Source organism: Pseudomonas ogarae (assembly GCF_014268695.2).
GTDB lineage: Bacteria > Pseudomonadota > Gammaproteobacteria > Pseudomonadales > Pseudomonadaceae > Aquipseudomonas > Aquipseudomonas kilonensis.
The window spans coordinates 4162994-4186618 of sequence record NZ_CP077086.1 but is presented as its reverse complement, the minus strand read 5'-3'; the positions used below and the strand labels follow the sequence as shown (position 1 = coordinate 4186618).

The 23625-nt window shown below is 60.3% G+C and carries 20 protein-coding genes; 7 read left to right on the top strand and 13 right to left on the bottom strand.

Going from position 1 to position 23625, the window contains the following annotated elements; all coding sequences use genetic code 11:
* The first annotated feature begins 144 nt into the window (after positions 1 to 144).
* On the top strand, positions 145 to 633 hold the full coding sequence (bkdR, locus tag HU749_RS18145; protein ID WP_003202929.1) for a Bkd operon transcriptional regulator BkdR: 489 nt from the start codon (positions 145 to 147) through the stop codon (positions 631 to 633).
* Between the two features lie 144 nt (positions 634 to 777).
* On the opposite strand, the gene HU749_RS18140 is transcribed toward bkdR, so the two are convergent.
* From HU749_RS18140 to HU749_RS18110, 7 genes are all read right to left on the bottom strand, one after another.
* Positions 778 to 1647, bottom strand: a complete 870-nt coding sequence (locus HU749_RS18140; protein WP_095974785.1) for an aldose 1-epimerase — start codon at positions 1645 to 1647, stop codon at positions 778 to 780.
* 215 nt (positions 1648 to 1862) lie between these two features.
* Positions 1863 to 3143 carry a TRAP transporter large permease gene (locus HU749_RS18135; RefSeq protein WP_014337846.1) on the bottom strand — a complete coding sequence of 427 codons (1281 nt, stop codon included), beginning with the start codon at positions 3141 to 3143 and terminating at the stop codon, positions 1863 to 1865.
* Entirely contained in the window at positions 3143 to 3670 is a 528-nt protein-coding gene (locus HU749_RS18130; protein WP_095974755.1) for a TRAP transporter small permease, read from the bottom strand. The genes HU749_RS18135 and HU749_RS18130 overlap by 1 nt, the downstream gene beginning before the upstream one ends.
* An 84-nt stretch (positions 3671 to 3754) precedes the next feature.
* On the bottom strand, positions 3755 to 4723 hold the full coding sequence (locus tag HU749_RS18125; protein ID WP_014337848.1) for a TRAP transporter substrate-binding protein: 969 nt from the start codon (positions 4721 to 4723) through the stop codon (positions 3755 to 3757).
* A 56-nt stretch (positions 4724 to 4779) separates the two neighbouring features.
* Positions 4780 to 5685: an SMP-30/gluconolactonase/LRE family protein gene (locus HU749_RS18120; RefSeq protein ID WP_186649949.1), complete on the bottom strand. Its 906-nt coding sequence runs from the start codon at positions 5683 to 5685 to the stop codon at positions 4780 to 4782.
* 42 nt (positions 5686 to 5727) lie between these two features.
* A complete protein-coding gene (locus HU749_RS18115; protein WP_079302350.1) occupies positions 5728 to 6549 on the bottom strand; it encodes an NAD-dependent epimerase/dehydratase family protein in 822 nt (273 codons plus the stop codon).
* 173 nt (positions 6550 to 6722) lie between these two features.
* A complete protein-coding gene (locus tag HU749_RS18110; protein ID WP_217870545.1) occupies positions 6723 to 8024 on the bottom strand; it encodes an OprD family porin in 1302 nt (433 codons plus the stop codon).
* Positions 8025 to 8821: 797 nt separating this feature from the next.
* On the opposite strand from HU749_RS18110, the gene HU749_RS18105 reads away from it, so the two are divergent.
* Together HU749_RS18105 and HU749_RS18100 are read left to right on the top strand one after the other, a co-directional pair.
* Positions 8822 to 9190: a DUF6124 family protein gene (locus HU749_RS18105; RefSeq protein WP_095963249.1), complete on the top strand. Its 369-nt coding sequence runs from the start codon at positions 8822 to 8824 to the stop codon at positions 9188 to 9190.
* 229 nt (positions 9191 to 9419) lie between these two features.
* Positions 9420 to 10040 carry a TetR/AcrR family transcriptional regulator gene (locus HU749_RS18100; protein WP_003202912.1) on the top strand — a complete coding sequence of 207 codons (621 nt, stop codon included), beginning with the start codon at positions 9420 to 9422 and terminating at the stop codon, positions 10038 to 10040.
* A gap of 59 nt (positions 10041 to 10099) precedes the next feature.
* Here HU749_RS18100 and HU749_RS29280 read toward each other — a convergent pair whose 3' ends face one another.
* From HU749_RS29280 to hydA, 4 genes are all read right to left on the bottom strand, one after another.
* Positions 10100 to 11149 (bottom strand): RHS repeat-associated core domain-containing protein, encoded by a 1050-nt coding sequence (locus HU749_RS29280; protein WP_225919102.1) that lies wholly within the window; start codon positions 11147 to 11149, stop codon positions 10100 to 10102.
* Positions 11150 to 11391: 242 nt separating this feature from the next.
* Positions 11392 to 12666, bottom strand: a complete 1275-nt coding sequence (gene preA / locus HU749_RS18090) for an NAD-dependent dihydropyrimidine dehydrogenase subunit PreA (protein ID WP_014337854.1) — start codon at positions 12664 to 12666, stop codon at positions 11392 to 11394.
* Complete coding sequence (locus HU749_RS18085) at positions 12667 to 14034, bottom strand: NAD(P)-dependent oxidoreductase (protein ID WP_186651991.1); 1368 nt, start codon at positions 14032 to 14034, stop codon at positions 12667 to 12669.
* A 183-nt stretch (positions 14035 to 14217) separates the two neighbouring features.
* Positions 14218 to 15657, bottom strand: coding sequence for a dihydropyrimidinase (hydA, locus tag HU749_RS18080; RefSeq protein ID WP_186651993.1), 1440 nt, complete (start codon positions 15655 to 15657; stop codon positions 14218 to 14220).
* 612 nt (positions 15658 to 16269) lie between these two features.
* On the opposite strand from hydA, the gene HU749_RS18075 reads away from it, so the two are divergent.
* The 4 genes from HU749_RS18075 (at position 16270) to HU749_RS18060 (ending at position 21247) form a co-directional block, all read left to right on the top strand.
* Positions 16270 to 17754 (top strand): NCS1 family nucleobase:cation symporter-1, encoded by a 1485-nt coding sequence (locus HU749_RS18075; protein ID WP_186651994.1) that lies wholly within the window; start codon positions 16270 to 16272, stop codon positions 17752 to 17754.
* A 151-nt stretch (positions 17755 to 17905) separates the two neighbouring features.
* Positions 17906 to 19189 carry a Zn-dependent hydrolase gene (locus HU749_RS18070; protein ID WP_079302343.1) on the top strand — a complete coding sequence of 428 codons (1284 nt, stop codon included), beginning with the start codon at positions 17906 to 17908 and terminating at the stop codon, positions 19187 to 19189.
* Between the two features lie 85 nt (positions 19190 to 19274).
* The gene (locus HU749_RS18065) at positions 19275 to 20759 is read left to right on the top strand and encodes a helix-turn-helix transcriptional regulator (protein WP_046064008.1); all 1485 of its coding nucleotides are present in this window, start codon (positions 19275 to 19277) and stop codon (positions 20757 to 20759) included.
* Positions 20760 to 20998: 239 nt separating this feature from the next.
* Positions 20999 to 21247 carry a DUF1652 domain-containing protein gene (locus HU749_RS18060; protein WP_095963246.1) on the top strand — a complete coding sequence of 83 codons (249 nt, stop codon included), beginning with the start codon at positions 20999 to 21001 and terminating at the stop codon, positions 21245 to 21247.
* Positions 21248 to 21432: 185 nt separating this feature from the next.
* Here HU749_RS18060 and HU749_RS18055 read toward each other — a convergent pair whose 3' ends face one another.
* Both HU749_RS18055 and HU749_RS18050 read right to left on the bottom strand, forming a co-directional pair.
* On the bottom strand, positions 21433 to 22818 hold the full coding sequence (locus HU749_RS18055; protein WP_095963245.1) for a sensor histidine kinase: 1386 nt from the start codon (positions 22816 to 22818) through the stop codon (positions 21433 to 21435).
* Positions 22796 to 23479, bottom strand: coding sequence for a response regulator transcription factor (locus HU749_RS18050; protein ID WP_039592999.1), 684 nt, complete (start codon positions 23477 to 23479; stop codon positions 22796 to 22798). The genes HU749_RS18055 and HU749_RS18050 overlap by 23 nt, the downstream gene beginning before the upstream one ends.
* Between the last annotated feature and the right edge of the window lie 146 nt (positions 23480 to 23625).

Sequence of the window (23625 nt, the reverse complement as noted above, 5' to 3'; positions counted from 1 at the left end):
TGACGAATTTCCCCGGGTACGGGAAATTGTCCTACAACAATCATAGGCTCGACGAAGAAGAATATTTTTCTCTGTTGGCTTGCTGTTCAGATCATTTGCAGATAAAAAATCTGCACAACGATAAAAAACAGGATTATTTGTCTCATGCGTAAATTGGATCGCACCGACATCGGCATTCTGAACAGCCTTCAGGAAAACGCCCGCATCACCAACGCCGATCTCGCCCGTTCGGTCAACCTGTCGCCGACCCCGTGTTTCAACCGTGTCCGGGCCATGGAGGAGCTGGGAGTGATCCGCGAGCAGGTCACGCTGTTGGATGCCGACCTGCTGGGGCTGCACGTCAACGTGTTCATCCATGTCAGCCTGGAGAAGCAGGTGGAAGAGGCGCTGCAGCACTTCGAGGAGGCGATCTCCGATCGGCCGGAGGTGATGGAGTGCTACCTGATGGCCGGCGATCCGGATTACCTGATCCGCGTGCTGGTGCCGACCATCCAGTCGCTGGAGCGGTTCATGATGGACTTTCTGACCAAGGTCCCGGGCGTGGCGAACATCCGCTCCAGCTTTGCCCTCAAGCAAGTGCGCTACAAGACCGCGCTACCGTTGCCGGCCAATGGGTTGACCCTGGGCACCTGAGGCTCAGGGTTAACACCGGACACTGTGGCGAGGGAGCTTGCTCCCGCTGGACTGCGCAGCAGGCCCATCCTTTATGACGCAGGGCGTCTGCTGCGCAGCCGAGCGGGAGCAAGCTCCCTCGCCACAGGAACCTGTTTGGATGGATTACAGGAGTCGGCACTGCATCGAAAACCCCAGCGCCACCGACTGCCCTTGCTCCAGCAAACGCAACCCTGGCCGCCCCGGCAGGTGATGGGCGTTGACCGGGTGGCTGACCGGTTCGATGCAGAAGAAATCCAGGCCCACGGGGCAGTACAGCAGGAAATAGTCGCTGCCACTGGCGCGGCATTCCAGCTCATAACCCAGGTCCGGTTGCTGGACCAGACAGTGCCCGTCCCAACCACCGAAGCCGTTGTCGACCAGCGTGTCTGGCAGTAAACGGGCGTGCTGGAAATCCCACTCTGCGGGGATGTCCCTCAGTTCCGTTGGCAGTTTCGATGCATCGCACAGCCAGACTTCGCTGGCGCGGGTTTGCAAGCGAGTACTGGCGGTGCGCGGAAAATACGGATGCAAACCCAGCCCGTGCCACGCGGCCTGTTCGGCCATGTGGGTGACGTGGATGGCGATTTGTAGCTGACCACCGCTCAAGCGGATCCGCAGGCTGGCGCAATAGGCGAACGGATATTGGCTGTCGAGTTGCAGCAAGGCTTGCTGGGCACTCTGTTCGACCACCTGCCACGGCTGTTGCCAGGCACTGCCATGGATCGGGAACGGGTCGTTGGGGCTGTTGGCTTCCAGGGCCAGCCAGCCGCCGGGGCAATCGAAACCGCCCTGGGCGATCCGGTTCGACCACGGAATCAACGGGAAGCAGCCGAGTTTGCCCGGCAGGCCGTTTTCCACGGCTTGCGCAGCAGGCGGGCGCAACAAGGGCGCACCGCTGCCGCGCAGGGTCCAATCGACGAGGCTGGCGCCCAGGTGCGGGGCGAGGGTGAGGCGGGTGAGTTCGTCTTCGAGTTGGAGAAGAGGCGGCGTCATGTTGGCCTTGTTCTGCAAGGTTGAAAAAACTGATGTGGGAAACGCCGGATTCTTGTGTGCGAACCCTGTTGTGGCGAGGGGATATAGAGAAACGTCGCACCGCACTGTGGGAGCAAAGCTTGCTCGCGATGCAGACTCCTCGGTTCCCAGGGAGACTGCATCATCTTCATCGCGGGCAAGCCTTGCTCCCACAAGGGGATGTTGTCGTTTGTTCGTTACAACACCAGGTTCGGCAACCACAGCGAAATGGCGGGGATGTAGGTCACGAGCAGCAGTACGAAGAACAGCATGGCGTAGAACGGCAGCAGCGCCTTGACGGTGCTCTCGATGCTGACCTTGCCGATGGCGGAACCGACAAACAACACCGCGCCCACCGGTGGCGTGATCAGCCCGATACCCAGGTTCACCAGCATGATCATGCCGAACTGTACCGGGTCCACGCCGATGCCCACGATCACCGGCATCAGGATTGGCGTCAGGATCAGGATCAGTGGCGCCATGTCCATCACGGTGCCCAACAGCAGCAACATCACGTTGATGCACATCAGGATCACGTAACGGTTGTCCGACAGTGTCAGGAATGCGGTGGTGATCTTCGCCGGAATTTCCATCAGCGTCATGATGTAGCCGAAGCTGGCGGCGAAGCCGATCAGGATCATCACGATGGAGATGGTGCGTACCGTGCGGTGCATCAGTTTCGGCAACTCGCTCCACTTGTAGTCGCGATAGATGCACATGGTGACGAAGAATGCCCACACCACGGCAATGGCGGCCGATTCGGTGGCGGTGAAAACACCCGAGAGAATGCCGCCAAGGATGATGAACAAGGTCATCATGCCCCACATGGCTTCCCGGCAGATCTTCAACGCTTGCTTGAGGGGAATTACTTCGCCCTTGGGGTAATTGCGCTTTTTCGCGAAGACCAGGCACAGCGCCATCAGGCACAGGTTCATCATGATGCCGGGGACGATGCCGGCCATGAACAGCGAACCGATGGAGACGGTGCCGCCAGCGGCGAGCGAATACAGCACCGCGTTGTGGCTCGGCGGTGTCAGCAACGCTTGCACCGAACCACTGACGGTGACGGCCGTGGCGTAATCACGCGGATAGCCCCGGCGTGTCATTTCCGGGATCAGCACCGAGCCGACCGAGGCCGTATCGGCCACCGAGGAACCGGAGATCGCGCCAAAGAAACTCGAAGCCACGAGGTTGACCAAGGACAGGCCACCGCGCACGAAGCCTACCAGCACACTGGCGAAGGCCACCAGTCGGCGGGACATGCCGCCCTCGGCCATGATCGCACCGGCCAACACGAAGAACGGAATGGCCAGCAACGAGAATTTGTTCACCCCTCCCGCGACCTGGATCATCATGGCCTGGAACGGAATATCGATCCACCACGCCCCGATCAGGGCGGCGGCGCCCAGCGCATAGGCGACCGGCATACCGATCAGGATCAACAGCAAAAAACTGCCCAGCAGAATCAGAGCGTCCATTAAGCGGCACCTTCGCTTTCTTCAACCAAGTCGAACTGCACGACCCGACGCTGGCTTTGATCACCCAGCAAGAGTTTTTCCAGGACAAAAATCAACGTCAGGAAGCCACCCACCGGGATCGGCATGTAGGTGATGCCAACGCGCAGGGTAGGGATGGCGCTCATGAATTGATTCCAGGTGGTCATGCACAGCTTGGTGCCCCAGATAGTCATGAAAATGCAGACCGCGGCCATTAGTAACTGAGTGAAAATCGACGCTGCGTTTCGCCATGGTGAGGGCAGGCGGCTGGTGACCATGTCCACGGCCATGTGTGAGCCGGAGCGGTAACTGGCGGCGGCGCCAATGAAGGTGAACACGATCATCAGCAAGATGGCGGTGGGCTCTGGCCAACTGGAACCTGAGCCCAGCACATAACGGGCGAATACACCCCAGGGAATCATCAGCGCAACGGCGAGGACAGAGAGGCCGGCCACCCAGATGCAAGTCATGTAGATCTTATCGTTGATACGCAGCAGCAAATTCTTCATCGGGTTCCACCGTAACCGGGCGCGCCGTTTAGCCGTTTAACCGCAGGCGCGCCCAGCCTATTCATGAGTACAGATTGAGAGGCTTTACTGGACGGCTTCGATACGCTTGATCAGGTCGGCATACGGCGCGCCGTATTTGGCCCGGATCGGTGCGGTGGCGTCGTAGAAAGGTTTTTTGTCCACGGTGATGAACTCGACGCCGGCGGCCTTGAGTTTTTCTTCACTGGCGGCGGACTTCTTGTCCCACAGCTCGCGCTCTTCTGCCTGGGCAGCCTTGGCGGCTTTCTTGACCATCACCTGTTGATCAGGAGTCAGTTTTTCCCAGGTGATTTTCGACATCACGATCGGCTCGGGCAGGATCAGGTGACCGGTCAGGCTGTAGTACTTGGCGTTCTGGTAGTGGTTGTGTTCGAGCATGGTCGGTGGGTTGTTTTCCGCGCCGTCGATCACGCCGGTCTGCAAGGCACTGAAGATTTCGCCGGTGTCCATGGCGATGCCGTTGGCGCCCATGGCGTTGAAGGTCTCGATGAACATCGGGTTGCCCATTACGCGAAGTTTCATGCCTTTCATGTCTTCGAGCGTGCGCACCGGTTTCTTGCTGTAGACGTTGCGGGTGCCGCCGTCCATCCAGGCCAGGGCCACCAGGCCGAACTCGGAATTGGTGATCCGGTCGAGAATCGCATCGCCAACGTCACCGTCGATGACGGCGCGCATGTGGGCCTGGTCGCGGAAGATGAACGGCATGTTGAAGACGTTCACGTCCGGCACCACAGGGCCAACGATGCCCAGGCTCACCCGGGACATCTGGATCGCGCCGGCTTGCATCTGCTCGATGACTTCTTTTTCAGAGCCCAGCACGCCGCCTGGGAAATACTTGAATTTCAGCTCGCCGTTGCTCTCCTTTTCCAGGGTTTTACCCATGGATTCCTCGGCGACCACGGTCGGGTAGCCCTTGGGGTGGATGTCGGCGATCTTGATGTCCAGGGCGTGTGCCGCCTGGGCCAGGAAGGCCAGGGGCAGGGCTGCGATCAGAAGCGTGCGTTTGAAATTCATGGTCAATCTCCAGTGTTGTTGTTTTTATGTCTATCGATGTGAAGCAGCAAAGCAGATCAGTTCGCGGAGTGTTTCCGTCCTCCGAAAGCGGGTTCAGCCAGGCCCTTGATCCCTGGGTTAAGGGCGAACACGCCGCCGGCCAGCGATTGCGGGTCGGTGTCGTCACCCGGGCGGATCGAGGTGACGAAGAGGGTGTCCAGGCGACTGCCGCCAAAGGCGCACATGGTCGGCTTCTTCACCGGCACCTCCAGTGAACGGTCTAGGCGTCCGTCCGGGGTGAAACGGTGAATCAGCCCGGCATCGTTGGCGCAGATCCAATAGCAACCGTCGGCATCCACCGCCGCGCCATCCGGGCGCCCGGCCAACGGCATCATGTCGACGAACAGCCGCCGGTTGGACGGCGTGCCGCTGTCAATGTCGTAGTCGAAAGCCCAGATCTGCTGAACCAGCGGGTGTGAATCGGAGAGGTACATCGTGCGTCCGTCCGGGCTGAAGCCCAGGCCATTGGGCACTATGAAACCGCTCAGTTGCGCCTCGACCGGGCTGCGCTGGCCTGCCTCGTAGCGATACATCTGGCCTGCGTCCGCGTTGGCGCCCATGTTCAACACCATGCTGCCGGCCCAGAAGCGGCCCTGGCGGTCGCAACGGCCATCGTTGAGGCGCATGTCGGCGCGGCTGTGTTCCACGCTTGCGCACAGTTCGCTGTCCAGGCTGCCGTCATCATGGGGGTGCAGGCGAAAGAAGCCGCTCTCCATGCCCGCTACCCAACCGCCGTCCTGGTGACGGGCAATGCAGGCGAGCATTTCAGGGGTTTCCCAGCCCTGGATTTTTCCGCTGCTGGCACTCCAGCGTTGCAGGCCACCGCTGGGGATGTCCACCCAATACAGGGCGTTTTCCTCGGGGACCCACACCGGGCTCTCCCCGACGGCGTTGCGTGCATCGACAATCAGTTCGGCTTGCATGGTGATTCCTTTGTGCGTGCGTATCCCATGAAAAACAGCGAATCAGTTGTCGAATGGGCCGGCCGCCACAAAGGCGCCACCCTGGTAAACCATGGCTGGGTCATCGGCGGCCGGCATCGGCTGCGCTTCGACCTTGGCGCGGAAGATTTCCGAGGTGTCCTTGGGCTGGTAGCCCAAGTGCGCGGCGTGGCTGTTGTCCCACCAGACGTCGCGGTTGGCGGACATGCCGTAGACCACGGTGTGACCGACTTTCGGCGTGTAGAGCGAGCATTCGATCAGTTGGGTGAGGTCGTCGAAGCTCAGCCAAGTGCTCATCATCCGGCGGTTCTGCGGTTCGGGGAACGACGAACCGATGCGGATGCTGACGGTCTCGATGCCGTAGCGATCGAAGTAGAAGTTGGCGACGTCTTCGCCGTAGGACTTGGACAGGCCGTAGTAGCCATCCGGGCGTCGAGGGCAGAGGGCGTCGATGGTCTGGTCTTGTTTGTAGAAGCCGATGACGTGGTTGGAGCTGGCGAAAATCACCCGCTTGACGCCGTGTTTGCGGGCGGCTTCATAAATGTGGAACACGCCGCTGATGTTGGCGCCGAGGATCTCTTCGAACGGACGCTCCACCGAAACACCACCGAAGTGCAGGATGGCGTCGACGCCTTCGACCAGTTGGTGCACGGCCTGCTTGTCCGACAGGTCGCACGGCACCACTTCTTCGCTTTCGTCGATGGCCGGGGCCATGTTGGCGATGTCCGACAGGCGAATCTGGCGGGCGTAAGGCTTGAGGCGTTCGCGCAAGACTTTGCCAAGGCCGCCAGCGGCACCGGTCAATAGGAGGCGATTGAAGGGGTGGCGAATCTGTGTCGTGGTCATGGCATTACCTGAGCAAACAATGAGAGGTACAGTTGTTATAAGTTGTCGTACGACCGAGAGGGAATATCCTTATCCTTCCGCTACCTTGTCAACGTTTGATCGACGAACCGCTCTGGATCGGCGTCCTTGCCGCAGGTTGCCATGGGATGTGCTCATGGCAATGGGTCCTGGTATTACAGGAGCGAAAGCGGGTAGCTGATGAAGATACGGTTCTCGTCGAATTCGTTGGTGCTGAAGTCGCGACGAATCGATGCGTTACGCCATTTCACATTGAGGCTCTTGAGCGCGCCGCTCTGCACGGTGTAGGCCAGTTCGGTTTCACGGCCCCATTCCTTGCCATCGTCGACCGTGGCGGTGTGCACGTTGTCGCCGCTGATGTAGCGGTTCATCAGGGTCAGGCCCGGCACGCCGACGGCGGCGAAGTTGAAGTCGTGGCGCACTTGCCAGGATTTTTCCTGGGCGTTGTCGTAGCTGGAGTTGTAGCTGTCGTTGGCCAGGGTGCCGCCGCTGGTGCCGTTGACGCGCATCCAGGCGTCATCGCCGCTGAGTTTTTGCAGACCGACGTAGAAGGTGTTGCCACCGTATTTGGCCGAGAGCATGGCGAACGCGGTTTTGTTGTCCAGGTCGCCGGCCAGGGCGCTGCCGTCTTCCTTGCCGATGAAGTAGCCGAGGTTGGCGCCCAGGGTCCAGTCGCCGATAGGCTGGCTGTGGGTCAGGTTGAAATATTTTTGCTGGTAGATGTCGGACAGTTCCGAGTACCAGACGCCGACCTGGGTGCGTTTTTCGTTGAAGGCGTACTCACCGCCGCCGAAGTTGAAACGGTCGGAGGTGAACGCGCCGCGGCCGTTCATCGACATGTCTTCCATGCTCGCGTCGTTGCGCGGGCTGTTGGCGCGGAACTGGCCGCCGTAGAGACTCAGGCCGTTGATTTCGGTGGAGGTCACCTGGCCGCCGCGGAAGGTTTGCGGCAGGGAGCGGCCATCGTCGGAACGCAGGATCGGCAGCACCGGCATCCATTCACCGACCTTCAGTTCGGTCTTCGACACCTTGCCCTTGAGGGCCACGCCCAGGCGACCGAAGTCGTCGGCGGGGCGACCATCATCATGCACAGGCAGCAATTGCGTACCGGCCGTGCCACGGCCGCCGTCGAGCTTGACCGAGTACATGCCCAGCACATCCACGCCGAAACCGACCGTGCCCTGGGTGAAGCCGGACTTGGCGTCGAGGATAAAACTCTGAGTCCATTCCTCGGCTTTGCCTTGAGCGGCATTGTCGTTGACGAAGTTGCGGTTGAAATAGGCGTTGCGCAAGTTCAGCGTGGCCTTGGCATCATCGACGAAGCCTTCGGCGTTGGCGGTGGTGGGCAGAAACGCGGCAAGGCTGCTGCAGCCGAGTAGTAGCAGCGTGGGGCTGGCGTTGAGAAGGGTACGGCGGTTTGGACGGTTGTCGGGCGAAAAACGGACACGTGTGCTCACTATGACGCTCCCTACTTTTTTGTTGTTTTTATTTGTCATACGTCGTCGTACAACATGACGAGGATTATTTGGAAGCCGCTCCTCGTTGTCAACTGGCCATTATCGGAAATATCCAACTTGAGGGTGCTTCAAAATGAGGCATTTCAGTGGTTGTCACCGATCGAGTTCAAGATCGCAGGCCGTGGTGCCGGGGCAAATTCGAGGTTTGAGAATAGCGGGGAGGGTGCTTGGTTGTGCGATGACTGGTCTAAGACATTAGTCGAATGTTGGTGATCGGAAGGCTTAAGCGGGCTCTTGTGGCGAGGGAGCTTGCTCCCGCTGGACTGCGCAGCAGGCCCCAGTTTTTTTGTCAACGCAGAGTTTTTTGGGGCGGCTTCGCCACCCAGCGGGAGCAAGCTCCCTCGCCACAGGTGTTTTGTTAACCCAGGCTTCCAGTGCAACAGGGGGGCGTGTTTATCCAGATGTAGGATCGTTCGGGATCGGGCTACGTTGTCTTGCGCCGTTGCCTACAACTGCGCCAGAATCCGCCGGCTTGTGCGCCCTGGGGGCAGGGCTTTATCGTTTCCGGGTCGCTGATTGAATCAGCGATCGGGTTTGGTAGCCCGGACTCTCTACATGACGCACAGCTTCACTTTTTACAGGTGCATCTCAGCATTTGTATCAATGGTGGCCATGCGTAGGGCGCTCTCGAGCGCGCCGGTGTTCATGTGGACCGGTCTACCAACCTTCGTATGGCCGCCACCCTTCGTTTGGTAGCGAGGGTGATGGTTCCTCCAATTCCACATGAGATTCCATTTATGTTCAAAGCAACCCCCAACCCACCGGACACCGATCCGACTTCACCGCGCAAAAAAACCAATACCCAAAAACTCGACGAAGCCGCCGAGCGCGCCCTCGACTATTACCTGAACCCCAAACCGGACAAACCCGAAGCCGATGCTGCGGCCGGCCAGCTCTTCACCGTCGTCAAAGGTGTCGACACCGAAACCCTGCTCGCCAACCTCAGCGAAAACCTGGCCTCGGCCAACGCCATGGTCAGTGACCTGGCCTTCGACCTGGAAGGGCCCAGGCGCCACATTGCCCTGGGCATCCAGCAACTGATTGAACTGAGCGCAATGCTGGCGAATCGTGCGCTGGATAACGTCGAAGCGCGCCCGTCGACATAGCGCAAAACCCGCTTTAGTGGCGAGGGAGCTTGCTCCCGCTGGGCTGCGCAGCAGCCCCAAAATGGACTGGCGCGGTTTTCCAGGAACACCGCGCCAGCCGGTTTACGACTGCTGCGCAGCCGAGCGGGAGCAAGCTCCCTCGCCACAAAAGCTGCCCCACAGGGATCCCCAGTGTTTTCAAAGTTGGGTGAATGCTAGTCTTGACCAACGCTGTTGCCAGGGAGCCCTCATGGGCAATCACAAGATCGAGATTCGTCGCAGTAACGTCGAGAAAATCCTGTTGGCCGCCGAGAAGGTCTTTGCCGAGAAAGGCTTCGGCAGTACCGCCATGGCCGACATCGCCGCCGAAGTGCAATTGCCCCGTTCCAACCTGCATTACTACTTCAGCACCAAGAGCGAGCTGTACAGCGCCGTGCTGTTCGATCTGCTGGAAGTCTGGAAGCAGGACGCCTTGTGTTTCGAAATGTTCGACGACCCCCGGGTGGTGCTCAGCAGCTACATCCGCGCCAAGATGAACCACTCCCGCAGCCGACCCTACGGCTCCAAGGTCTGGGCCAACGAAATCATCCACGGCGCCCCGACGCTGGGCCAGGCGCTGGACGCCAGCCTCTATGACTGGGCGAAGATGAAGGAAGCGAAAATCCGCCAATGGGTGGAGGACAAACGCATCCTCCCGGTGGAGCCTTCAAGCCTGCTCTACATGATCTGGGCCTCGACCCAGCACTACGCCGACTTCGACCACCAGATCAACATCCTCAATGATCATCAGCCGCTGTCGGACATGCAATTCGAACGGGCGGTGCAGACGGTGACCAGTGTGATTTTGCGGGGGATTGGGTTGGAGCCATAACTAACTCATCAAGTTGGTGCGCGGCAGTGTATAAAGTTGAAAATGAGTTGCCTTCGCCTTTATCGCCTGCGAATTTCCGAGTTGTGAGTTTTCAGAAATTTATAAAGGTCACTGCTTTTTGCCTTCCATTGAGCGAGCGTAAGCTCCGCTTCTGCTAGTTTAATTTTTTTCTCTGATGCACGTTCAGCGATAAGTCTTCTGAGGCGTTCTTTGGCTAAATTGTATTCATTTCGCGTTGGAGTATCTGTCCATGTACGCATGGCTGGGTGTGTTTCTATCGCTTTGTCGTACTCTCTTCCTTCATGGGCTAGTCGGTTTATCATGTTTCTTGTGTGGGGTGGGGTTTCTGGGGCATTCATAGGTGTAAGTGGCGTAAACGGTAGCTCGGCAGGCAGTGCAGATGGTTCCTCGGAAATAGTAGCTGACTGGGTTTGGGAGTACTGATCGAGCCATATTTTTTTCGGGGCTGCTCTTGTTTTTTGGATCGTCTGGGCAGTAGGTCTCAGTATTCGGTTTGGGAATGTCTGCATTAATGTTGGAGTTCTTGGTGGGAGGCTCCGTGGGTTTATTACATGAAAAATATTCCCACTCGGATCATACCGATTAACCGGATCCCCTCCACAATAAGCATACGGATTAATCCCCCCATCCCCAAACGGACTCAACTCATCCGGGCTATTAAACCGCATCAACACCGGATTAAAAGCCCGATTACCCTGTCCCAGCAAATAGTGTCCGGTTATTGGATCAGGCCGTTCACCGTTGAACCCGAGCAAGCTGCTCAAGCCACTTTCAGCAGGCTGGTGCCCGTATGCGGTATAGACCAGGTGTCGGGTGTCTGTGGCCGTCAGGGTTTGCAGCACCGAACGTTGTTGATCCGTTGCCAACAGCGTCGTCTCGGCGACGTTGGCGATGTTCAGTCTTTGCGCCAGCGGCTGGGCTTCATGGCGAAGGATCGTGAGTTGTATCTGGCCCTCGATCTCATTGACCAAATCATCGGTTTGATAAAAACGTTGCGTGCCCACGTGCTCCGCAGGCCTCAAGCCGGTCAGGCGGTCCAGTGGGTCGTATTGGTAGCGGCACAGTATCTTCATCGATGACGTCGACATGGGCTTGGCTCTTGCGGATGGATTCGGCAGTGTCAGGCTCAGGGAATTTTTCAGTGGCGTCTACTAGCAGAACTGTTAGTCAAGAGGGGGGCGCCTTGAGATTTGTGGTGTGGCTGATGGCCCTTTCGCGAGCAAGCCCGCTCCCACACTTGATCTGCAGTGAGCACAATATTTGTGAACGACCGCAATCCACTGTGGGAGCGGGCTTGCTCGCGAAGAGGCCAGCCCAGGCACCTCAAATTTCAAGCGGTGACATGATAGGGATTACGCGGATCATGATTCCAATCCAGGAACGGCTTGCCGGTGTCCACCGTCACCATCTCGATGCAGTCCTGCACCGGGCAGGTGATTTGGCACAGGTTGCAGCCCACGCATTCGTCATCGATCACTTCATATTTATGGGTGCCGTCAGCCTGCTTGAGACTGGCGATGGCCTGGTGTGAGGTGTCCTCGCAGGCGATGTGGCAGCGGCCGCATCCGATGCAGGCTTGTTGATCGATCTTGGCGATGACCTGGTAGTTGATGTCCAAGTACTTCCAATCGGTGGTGTTGCCCACCGCGCGACCGGAAAACGCCTGGAGGTTGGCGTGCCCGTGATCGTCCATCCAGCGCGACAGGCCGTCCTTCATCTCTTCGACGATGCGAAAACCATGCAGCATCGCCGCCGTGCAAACCTGCACCGCGCCGCTGCCCAGGGCGATGAATTCGGCGGCGTCGCGCCAACTGCCGATGCCGCCGATGCCGCAAATCGGCAAACCTTGGGTCTGTGGGTCACGGGCGATTTCGGCGACCATGTTCAGCGCGATCGGCTTGACCGCCGAACCGCAATAACCGCCATGGGTGCTCTGGCTGCCGACGCTGGGCAGGGCGACCATGCGGTCCAAATCGACGCTGGTGATGGAGTTGATGGTGTTGATCAATGACACCGCATCCGCACCGCCGCGATGGGCCGCGCGGGCGGCGACGCGGATGTCGGTGATGTTCGGCGTGAGCTTGACGATCACCGGCAGCGAACAATAGGTCTTGCACCAGCGGGTCACCTGCTCGACGTATTCCGGCACCTGGCCGACCGCCGCGCCCATGCCCCGTTCCGGCATGCCGTGGGGGCAACCGAAGTTCAGCTCGATGCCGTCGGCGCCGGTGGCTTCCACCAAAGGCAGGATGCGTTTCCAGGACTCTTCGACGCAGGGCACCATCAGCGACACGATCAACGCCCGGTCCGGCCAGTCCTTCTTCACCTGGGTGATTTCCCGCAGGTTGATCTCCAGCGAACGGTCGGTGATCAGCTCGATGTTATTGATGCCCAATACCTCGCGATTGGCACCGTAGTGGGCCGAATAGCGCGAGGACACGTTCACCGCTGCCGGATCCTCCCCGAGGGTTTTCCAGACCACTCCACCCCAGCCGGCCTCGAAGGCACGCACGACGTTGTAGGCCTTGTCGGTGGGGGGCGCGGAGGCCAGCCAGAACGGATTGGGGGCTTTGATGCCGGCGAAGACAATCGATAGATCGGCCATTTACGCAGCCTCCACGTTGAGCATCAATTGAGCGTTGATCGCCTCGGCGGCGAGCTTGCCGTGCTGCACGGCCTGCACGGTGAGGTCTTGATCCAGGCTGGTGCAGTCGCCGCCGGCGTAGACACCGGGAATGCTGGTGCGCAGGTGTTCGTCCACCAAAATCCGCCCGTCCTGGCGCTTGAGTTCCCGGGCCAGCGGATCCACCAGCGCGTTGTCGTCGAAGGCTTGGCCGATGGCTTTGAAAATGGCGTCGGCGGGCAGGTCGAAGGTGTCGGTGCCGATGACCAGCCGACCGTTCTCCAGATGCGTGCGAGAGAAGCGCATGCCGCACACATGCCCGGTGTCGTCGAGCAACACCTGTTGCGGTTGGGCCCAGGTCAGCAGGCGTACCTGATTGGCCTTGGCGATGTCTTGCTCGTGCAAGGTGGCGCCCATGTCTTCAAGGCCGCGACGGTAGACCAGGTTGACGTCCCGGGCGCCGAGCCGAGCCATTTGCACGGCCATGTCGATGGCGGTGTTACCGGCGCCGAGGACGATGCAACGGTCGGCCAGGGGCAACTGGCTGAGGTCGTCGGCCTGGCGCAGTTCGCGGATGTACTCGGTGGCGGCCAGCAGCCCCGGAGCCTGTTCATCGCTCAGGCCCAGTTGTTTGCTGGCGGCCAGGCCGAGGCCGAGGAACACTGCGTCGAACTGTTGGTGCAGGTCGCTCAGGCTCAGGTTCTCGCCGAGTTTCTGACCGTGGCGGATTTCGATGCCGCCGATCTCCAGCAGGAAGTCCAGTTCACGTTGGGCGTAATCGTCCACCAGTTTGTACTTGGCGATCCCGTATTCGTTGAGGCCACCGGCTTTGTCCCGGGCTTCGAACATCACCACCTCATGGCCGTGCATTGCGCTGCGATGCGCACACGACAACCCCGCCGGCCCAGCCCCGACCACGGCGATGCGCTTGCCGGTGGCGGCGGCTCGCTGGAACGGGTGTTCGCTGAAGTGGGCGTTGTCCACCGCGTAGCGTTGTAGCGAGCCGATCAACACCGGCGCGCATTCATGGGCGTTGTTGCGCACGCAGGCTTGCTGGCACAGGACCTCGGTGGGGCAGACCCGGGCGCAACTGCCGCCGAGGATGTTGGCCGACAGAATCTTCTGCGCCGCGCCTTGGACGTTGTCCTGGTGGATGTTGCGGATGAACGAGGGAATGTCGATCTCGCTTGGGCAAGCATTCACACACGGCGCGTCGTAGCAGTACAGGCACCGGGACGCTTCCAGGTGGGCCTGGCGCGCGTTGAGTGGCGGAGCCAGGTCGCTGAAGCGAGCGGCGAGGGTGGCCGGGTCTTCCTGGGAATGGGGGAGGTGACTCAAGGGCTGGATCATGGAATGGGCCTCACGGTGTTTGAGGTGCTGCCTCTGGTGGGCAGTGGTTTTTTTCGTTGTCTGGACTGACGCCTTCGCGAGCAAGCCCGCTCCCACATGGAATCTGTTGTGTACACAGATTCTGTGCCTGCCCGAGATTCAGTGTGGGAGCGGGCTTGCTCGCGAAGGCCGAAGGCCTCGATTTCAGCGTTTCACGGCGGTTGGCTTATTCAACTCCGCCCGCTTGCTCAGCAAATCGAACACCGCCGGATACGCCGGCCGTTCGATGTAGCGCCCGGCGCCGCGTTCGGCCCGCAGGTCGCCATCGGCCCAGACCAGCCGACCCTGGCTGATGGTGTGGCTGGGCACGCCGCGTACGGTCTTGCCTTCGAAGATGTTGAAGTCCACTTGCTGATGGTGGGTCTTGGCGGAAATCGTGCGACTGCCTTGCGGGTCCCAGAGCACCAGGTCGGCATCGGCGCCGACGCGGATCGCCCCTTTGCGTGGGTAGAGGTTGAAGATCTTCGCGGTGTTGGTGGAGGTGAGGGCGACGAAGTCCTGCATCGACAATTTGCCGCTGTTGACCCCTTCGTCCCAGAGCACCGCCATGCGGTCTTCGATACCGGCGGTGCCGTTGGGGATCTTGCTGAAGTCGTCACGGCCGGCGGCTTTCTGTTCGGCACAGAAGCAGCAGTGGTCGGTGGCGGTGGTGTGCAGGTTGCCGGACTGCAAGCCGTGCCAGAGTGCCTCTTGATGCCCGCGCGGACGGAAGGGCGGGCTCATCACATAGCCGGCGGCGGTCTGCCAGTCCGGGTCGCGATAGACGCTGTCGTCCAGCAACAGGTGCCCGGCGAGTACTTCACCGTAGACCGGTTGGCCCTTGCTGCGGGCGTAGGTGATTTCGTCCAGTGCTTCCTTGGTGGACACGTGCACCAGGTACAGCGGCGTGCCCAAGGTTTCGGCGATGCGGATGGCGCGGCTCGCGGCTTCGCCTTCCACTTGCGAGGGCCGCGACAGCGGATGGGCTTCGGGACCGGTGATGCCCTGGGCCAGCAGCTTGCGTTGCAGGTGATAGACCAGTTCACCGTTCTCGGCGTGCACGGTGGGCACAGCGCCCAATTCCAGGCAGCGCTCGAAGCTCGCCACCAAGGTGTCGTCGGCGGCCATGATCGCATTCTTGTAAGCCATGAAATGCTTGAAGCTGTTCACGCCGTGATGGCTGACCAGTTCGGCCATTTCTTCACGAACCTGCTCGCTCCACCAGGTGATTGCCACGTGAAAACCGTAGTCGCTGGCGCTTTTCTCGGCCCAGCCACGCCATTGATGAAAGGCTTCCATCAGCGATTGCTGGGGGTTGGGAATCACGAAGTCGATGATCGAGGTGGTGCCGCCGGCGAGGCCTGCCGCCGTGCCGCTGAAGAAGTCTTCACTGGCGACCGTGCCCATGAACGGCAACTGCATGTGCGTATGAGGGTCGATGCCGCCGGGCATCAGGTATTGGCCGCTGCCATCGAGCACTTCGACGCCGGCTGGAACATCCAGGTTTTCACCAATGGCCTTGATCACGCCGTCGGCACACAACACATCGGCGCGATAACTTTCATCATGGGTAATAACGGTGGCACCACGGATCAACAGAGACATTCCGAGTTCCTCGCAGGCATGACCGACTGTTGCCGGTTCTTTATGTTTATCGATCACGGTTATTGAGTGACGACGTCGTGCAGATTTTCATTCTTGTCACGACTGTCAGGATTAGACGCTAGCTGGAGTTATTGAAATGAGCAAGATTATTTTTTATAAGCTTATTCAATTGTTAAGTAATTGAAATTAAAGGATTAAATTATAAAATCACCAAATTGGTGAGCGTGCTCACCATTTTGACGCACTTGACAGGATCGTTATTTGAGCGAGATTTATCATGGTAAATCAGCGGCTTGAAAGCGCTTGAAGTGCGGTCCAGACACCTCGCCTTGATTCGGGGTGCACCACTTTGAATCTCGAACTCGACAGGACGTACAGGTCATCTAGCCTCAAGTCGATGAGCACGAAGTGAAGCAGGGCGGTTAATTGGCTTTAAATCTTTAGATATCAAATGTTTGAGAAGGTTATATCGATCACCCGGTCAGCTCGGCGCGTTATTCGGCACGGTTATTGAGTACCATCGTGGGCTGGCGGGGTGGTCGGTAGCACGCGTGCAAGTACTCCGGCCATCGCCAGTCGATGAGCAAAAATAATGAAAACAGTGGAGCGGACATGACCAGATCAACAGTGACTGAGCGCGACGGGTTGTTCGAGCTTGAAGCCGGCAGCGACGTCCTCGACAGCCCCCGTTATAACCACGATATCGCGCCGACCAAGGTGCACGAGCGAACCTGGAACAAATGGCACATCACCGCATTGTGGGTGGGCATGGCGATCTGCGTGCCGACCTACACCCTCGGCGGCGTGCTCACCGCCTATTTCGGCCTGACGGTGGGCGAGGCGCTGCTGGCGATTCTGTTTGCCAACATCATCGTGCTGATCCCCCTGACCCTGAACGCCTTTGCCGGGACCAAGTACGGCATTCCGTTTCCGGTGCTGTTGCGCTCGTCCTTCGGCGTGATTGGCTCCAACGTGCCGTGCCTGATTCGCGCGCTGGTGGCGTGTGGCTGGTTCGGCATCCAGACCATGTTCGGCGGGCTGGCGATCCACCTGTTTCTCGGCTCGGTGTTCGACGGCTGGAAGAGCCTGGGTGGCACCGGCGAAGTGATCGGCTTCATGGTGTTCTGGGTCATCAACCTGTGGGTGGTGCTGCGCGGTGCCGAGTCGATCAAGTGGCTGGAAACCTTGTCTGCACCGCTACTGGTGCTGGTGGGGGCCGGGCTGTTGGTGTGGGCGTTACCCAATGTCTCGTTGACTGAACTGATGGCGGTCCCGGCCAAACGACCAGAAGGCGCCGGGGTGACCAGCTACTTCCTTGCCGGCCTGACGGCGATGGTCGGTTTCTGGGCCACACTGTCGTTGAACATTCCGGACTTCAGCCGTTACGCCAAGAGCCAGAAAGACCAGATCGTGGGGCAGATCATCGGCCTGCCATTGACCATGTTCCTGTTCGCTTCCCTCGGCGTGGTCATGACCGCGGCCTCGGAAAAACTGGTGGGGGTGACCGTCTCCGACCCGGTGACCTTGATCGGGCACATCCAGAGCCCAGTGTGGGTGGCGCTGGCGATGGTGCTGATCATTGTCGCCACGCTCTCGACCAACACCGCCGCCAACATCGTCTCGCCCACCAACGACTTCCAGAACCTGGCGCCGAAACTGATCGGCCGCACCAAGGCGGTGATGTTCACCGGGCTGGTGGGGTTGGCGCTGATGGCCCACGAACTGCTGAAGAAACTCGGCCTGATCGTGTCCGAGGTCAGCCTGGAGTCGGTCTATTCCAATTGGCTGCTGGGTTATTCGAGCCTGTTGGGGCCGATTGCCGGGATCATGGTGGTGGATTATTTCCTGATCAAGAAACAGCAACTGGACCTGGCCGGGCTGTACCGTGACGACGTTTACCCGGCGTGGAACTGGAATGGCTTCATCGCCTTTGGCGTGCCGGTGGTGCTGACGCTGCTGTCCCTGGGCAGCGATGCGTTCAGCTGGTTCTACAGCTACGGCTGGTTCACCGGCTCGGCGCTGGGCGGGGTGATTTATTACGGGTTGTGCAGTATGCAGGGGGCCAGCCCGGCTGTCGCCAAGTCACCGCTGCAATAACAGATGAATGCGGTTCCTGTGGGAGCGGGCTTGCTCGCGAATGCGGTGGGTCAATCAACATCATTGCTGGCTGATACACCGCCTTCGCGAGCAAGCCCGCTCCCACACTGGACCGCGTTGACATTGAGAGAACTGCCCGAAGGAGATTCCTATGAACGCAGCCATCGACGTTCTGCAATCCACCCATCAGCACATCAACCGCGATCGCCTGTGGCAATCGCTCATGGACCTGGCCCAGCTCGGTGCCACGGTCAAGGGCGGAGTGTGCCGGCTGGCCCTGACCGACCTCGACCGCCAGGCCCGCGACCTGTTCGTGCAATGGACCCAGGCGGCGGGCTGCACCGTCAGCATCGATGCGGTGGGCAATATCTTCGCCCGTCGCCCGGGGCGCAATCCAAACCTGCCGCCGGTAATGACCGGCAGCCACATCGACACCCAGCCCACCGGTGGCAAGTTCGACGGCTGCTTTGGCGTACTGTCCGGGCTGGAAGTGCTGCGCACCCTCAATGACCTGGACATCGAAACCGAAGCACCGCTGGAAGTGGTGGTGTGGACCAACGAAGAAGGCTCGCGTTTCGCTCCGTGCATGATGGGCTCCGGGGTGTTCGCGGAAAAATTCACCCTCGAAGAAACCCTCGCCAAGGTCGACGCCGAAGGCATCACCGTGGGCCAGGCGCTCAATGCCATCGGTTATGCGGGTTCGCGCCCGGTCAGTGGGCATCCGGTGGGGGCGTATTTCGAGGCGCACATCGAACAGGGGCCGATCCTCGAAGACGAGGGCACGACCATTGGTGTAGTAATGGGCGCCCTGGGGCAGAAGTGGTTCGACCTGACCTTGCGCGGCGTTGAAGCCCACGCCGGCCCGACCCCGATGCACCTACGCAAGGACGCCCTGGTGGGCGCCTCGATCATCGTCGGCGCCGTCAACCGCGCCGCCTTGGGTCATCAACCCCATGCCTGCGGCACGGTCGGTTGCCTGCAAGCCTATCCGGGATCGCGCAATGTCATCCCTGGTGAAGTGCGCATGACCCTGGACTTTCGTCACCTGGAACCGGCGCGGCTGGATTCGATGATCGCCGAGGTCAAGCAGGTGATCGAAGACACCTGCCAGCAACACGGCCTGAGCTTCGATTTGAAACCCACGGCCGACTTCCCGCCGCTGTATTTCGACAAGGGCTGCGTCGACGCCGTACGCGGCGCTGCCCAAGGGCTGGGCCTGTCCCACCTGGACATCGTCAGCGGGGCCGGCCATGACGCGATTTTCCTCGCCGAACTAGGCCCGGCCGGGATGATCTTCGTGCCCTGCGAAGGCGGCATCAGCCACAACGAAATCGAAAACGCCGCCCCGGACGACCTCGCCGCCGGCTGCGCGGTGCTGCTGCGAGCGATGCTGGCCGCCTCCCAGGCGATTGCCGAGGGGCGCATGGCGGCTTGAAGGAATCGATGCACTATTGCAAACCCATGTGGTCGTAACCTTCAACGCATCCATGCTTGAAACCTACTGACCACATGGAGACCCAATGAATCAGCAAGTCCCGACCACCGATACCAACCGTCGTCAATTGCTGCAGATCATTGCCGGGCTGTCCGACGGGGTGATGTTGATCGAGGTCGACCAGACCATTGCCTGGGCCAACGCGGCGGCCTTGGCGATGCACGGGGTCGAGGACCTCAGTGAGCTGGGCACCACGGGGAGGCAATACGCCCGGCGTTTCAATCTGCGTTATCGCAACAACCACCCACTGTCCGACGACAACTACCCCATCGCCCGGGTTGCCCGTGGCGATGAGTTCAGCGATGTACTGGTGGAAGTCACGCCCCAGGCCGACCCGGATCGCACCTGGGTCCATCGCATCCGCAGCATGGTGCTGGCCGACCGCAACGGCGAGCCGGAACTGCTCGTGCTGATCCTCAGCGATGCCACCGAATGGGCCAGCGCCGAGCAGCGCTTCGAGAAAACCTTTGGGGCCAACCCGGCACCGGCGGTGATCTGCCGCCTCAGTGACCTGCGGTACATCAAGGTCAATCCGGGGTTCCTGGAGATGACCGGCTACAGCCGCGAGCAGGTGATCGGGCGTTCGGTGTATGAGCTTGATGTGCTTGAAGCCGCCGAAAGGCGCGACCTGGCCATCGAACGCCTGGGGCAGGGCGCGACCATTCCGCAAATGCAGGCCGAGTTGAAATTGCCCGACGGCACCAGCAAGCAGGTGATTGTTGCCGGCCAGCCGCTGGACTTGCACGACGAAGACTGCATGCTGTTTTCCTTCATGGACATGGAGCCGCGACGCAAGGCAGAAACGGCGCTGCGCCAGAGTGAGGAACGCTTTGCCAAGTCGTTCCGCCTGTCGCCCGTACCGACCCTGGTGTGCAGCGCCGAACAGCAGTTGCTGGAAATCAACGAGGCGTTTCTGCAGACCACAGGTTACGCCAGCGAAGAACTGTTGGGCAAAACCGTGGAGGAAATCGGCTTTCTCGCCAAGGACGCCAGCGCCGCGCTGTTTGCCCGGTTGGAAAAGGCTGCCGCTGTTTCAAGTATCGACGTCAAGGTGCACAAGAAGGGCGGCGAACTCATCGACTGTGAGGTGGCCGCCGATACGGTGCTGATCCAGGACAAGCCTTGCTATCTGCTGGTGCTGATGAACATCACCGAGCGCAAACGCTCGGAGCTGGAGCTGGTGGCGGCGATCGAGGAGGTGATGAAAGACGCGTCCTGGTTCAGTCGGACCCTGATTGAAAAATTGGCTAACGTGAAGAGTATCAACGCCCAGGTGCCCAGTGTGTCATTCACCGAGCTGACGGCCCGGGAGCGCGACGTGCTGGGGCTGATTTGCGAAGGCCTGGCAGACAAGGAAATCGCCGCGCGCCTGAAGCTGGCGCCCAACACCGTGCGCAATCACGTGGCGACGCTGTATTCGAAACTGGATGTCCATAGCCGCAGCGAGGCGATTGTCTGGGCGCGGGAGCGGGGTTTATTCGCCAATGAATGGCGAATGAAGGCACCATGATAGCCAGTGCAAATGCACCGGGCATGCTGGTGCAAATTCAGGTTTTGCATGGGGGTTCGGTTCCTTAGGCTGTCAGTGTGCGACATCGTCTGTGATGTCGCGTCCCCACGAAACAGTCAAGGAATACGCCACAATGTGCAGCGAACGAAACCAGTATGAGAGCGACAGGATGTCTACGCGGACCCGGAGGTTGGAGCTGTCTATCGTTCATTTGCGCCCCCGGGGCTGAGGTGCATCGCATGACCCATCTGGCCCCCTTGCGCACCCGCCTGGAAGAAAGCTTTACGCCGCTGGCCTGCGAATGCAGCCTCAATGGCGACGGCACCCTCACCGTACGTCTGTATCACCGTGAAAGCGGTGAGGTGGACCTGGTGGTGAGCGGCATGAGTGTCGACAGCGTCCGCTCGGAAGAGAGCATCGCCAAGTTGATCGACGAACTGCGCTATGAGCTGGAAAACATCCCGCTGCATCGCAGTGACCCGGTATAAATGATCAGGACAGCCTGATCACCAGAGATCGGGCACCGCACACCTTGTGGCGAGGGAGCTTGCTCCCGCTGGGGCGCGCAGCGACCCCCCAAAAAACCTGCCAAACCGTATCTGCCGGTTTACGACTGCTTCGCAGCCGAGCGGGAGCAAGCTCCCTCGCCACAGGTGCTGCTCCCGCCCTATGGCTACAACAACGTCCCCCGGCAATCGAGCACCAGCCGCGCGCCGCCGTGTTCGCTGCTGGCCACCTCCAGCGTGAACCCATGCAGATTGACGATCGCCGCGACGATCGACAGGCCCAGGCCGAATCCGCCGTGCTGGCTGCTGCCCTCGGCACGGTAGAAGCGGCGAAACACGGCCTTGCGCTCCGCCTCGGGAATGCCCGGGCCCGAATCGAGCACTTCGATGCGCGTGCTGTCGCCCTGATCGACCCCACGCAGGATCACTGTGCCTCCCGGTGGGGTGAACTTGATGGAGTTGCTCAGCAGGTTCGACACGGCCTCGAACAATAATGCCCGGTCGCCGTTGAGCAGCGGCAGGGCGTCGGGCGCCTCCAGGATGAAGGTCAGCTCGCCTTCCTCGGCCAGCGGCAGGTAAAAGTCATGCAGCTCCTGCAGTAACTGCAACGGGTCGAGGCGCACGAAGCCTGAGCGCCGCTGCTGGTCTTCCAGCTCGGAAATCCGCAACAAGCCACGAAAGCGCGCCATCAGGGTGTCGGTCTCGGCGATCACCTGGTCCATTTGCAAGGCCTCGGGCGAGCCGTCCGGCGCTTGCTGCTGGATGCGATAAAGTTGGGCACGCAGGCGCGTCAATGGGGTGCGCAGGTCATGGGCTATGTTATCGCACACGCCCTTGACCTCATTCATCAAGCGTTCGATGCGGTCGAGCATGGCATTGACGATCGCCGCCAGCATGTCCAATTCATCACGCCGGCTCGACAGCGGCAGGCGATGGGTCAGGTCGCCGGCAACGATGGCTTCGGCACTGGCCTGCAGTTTGCGAATCCGCCGCAACGGTCGCCGGCGCAGCAGATGCCAGCCAGCGATGCCCGGCAGGATCGTCAGCGATACTCCCCAGAACAGCGCGTGCAAGATGATCCGCGTCACGGCGAACAGCGAGCCGTTGTCCCGGGCCAGGACCAACCAGCGGCCGTCCTGGGTTCGGGTCGCCACCGCGTCGCAGCTGTCGGAAGGCACGCCCGGTTCATCGGAATCGACGCAGCCGCCGAGCATGTGGATCTTGCCGTCCAGCGGCAGGTCGGCAGGAACGCGCTGGATCGGCCCGCTCAAATGGCGCAATTGCGGATCGAACAGGCCGTAGGCATCGACGCCGCGCTCGTCCAGCGTCAGGCTGGCCATGAGCGCGTCTTCCAGTTGATCGCCATGGATGCGGGCGAACAGGTGCTGGCGCTGCATCAAGGAGTGCTTGGCCAGGCTGTCGAGGTAGCCAAACACTTCGTAATACATGACCCCCATCAGAATCGCGCTCCAAATCACGAACAGCGAACTGTACAGCGCCAGCAGACGGCTGCTGGAGGAGCGCCAGCCCTTAGCGGGGTTCAGCAATGACATAGCCGGAGCCCCGTACCGTGCGAATCAGCGGTTCCAGGCCCGGCGGGTCGATTTTCTTGCGCAGGCGGCCGATGTGGACATCGATCAGGTTGGTGCCTGGGTCGAAGTGATAGCCCCAGACTTCTTCGAAAATCATCATGCGCGAGAGGATCTGCCCACTGTTGCGCATCAGGAATTCCAGCAGCTTGTACTCGGTGGGCAGCAGGCTGAGCAGTTGCCCGTTGCGGCTGGCTTCGCGGCTGATCAGGTTCAGCTCCAGGTCGGCCACCCGCAGCACGGTTTCCGGCTCGCGGGCGCCATTGTTGCGCCGCAGCAGCACTTCAACCCGGGCGGCCATTTCGTCGGTGGCGAACGGCTTGGTCAGGTAGTCGTCGCCGCCGGCCCGCAGGCCACGGACCCGTTCATCCACGTCGGAGAGGGCGCTGATCATCAGGATCGGCGTGGCCACGCCCATGGTGCGCAGCGTGGTGACGATCACCAGGCCGTCGAGCTCGGGCAGCATGCGGTCAAGAGTGATCAGGTCGTAGTCGCCGCTTACCGCCCGTTCCAGGCCTTCGCGGCCGTTGTCGACCCAATCGACGTCCAGGCCGTTGCGGGTCAGCTCGGCAACGATTTCACGGGCGGTCACGGCGTCGTCTTCGATGGTCAGGATGCGGTTCATGGGCGGTACCGTGTTGGGAAGTTGGTGCTATTGCGCAGCATTCTGCCAAAGAATACCTGTCGGCTTTCTGAAAAAAAGTTCATGAGCCGACGAGCCGATTCGCTGGCCTGGATCAACACTTGGTCACAAATAATCCCTAACATAAA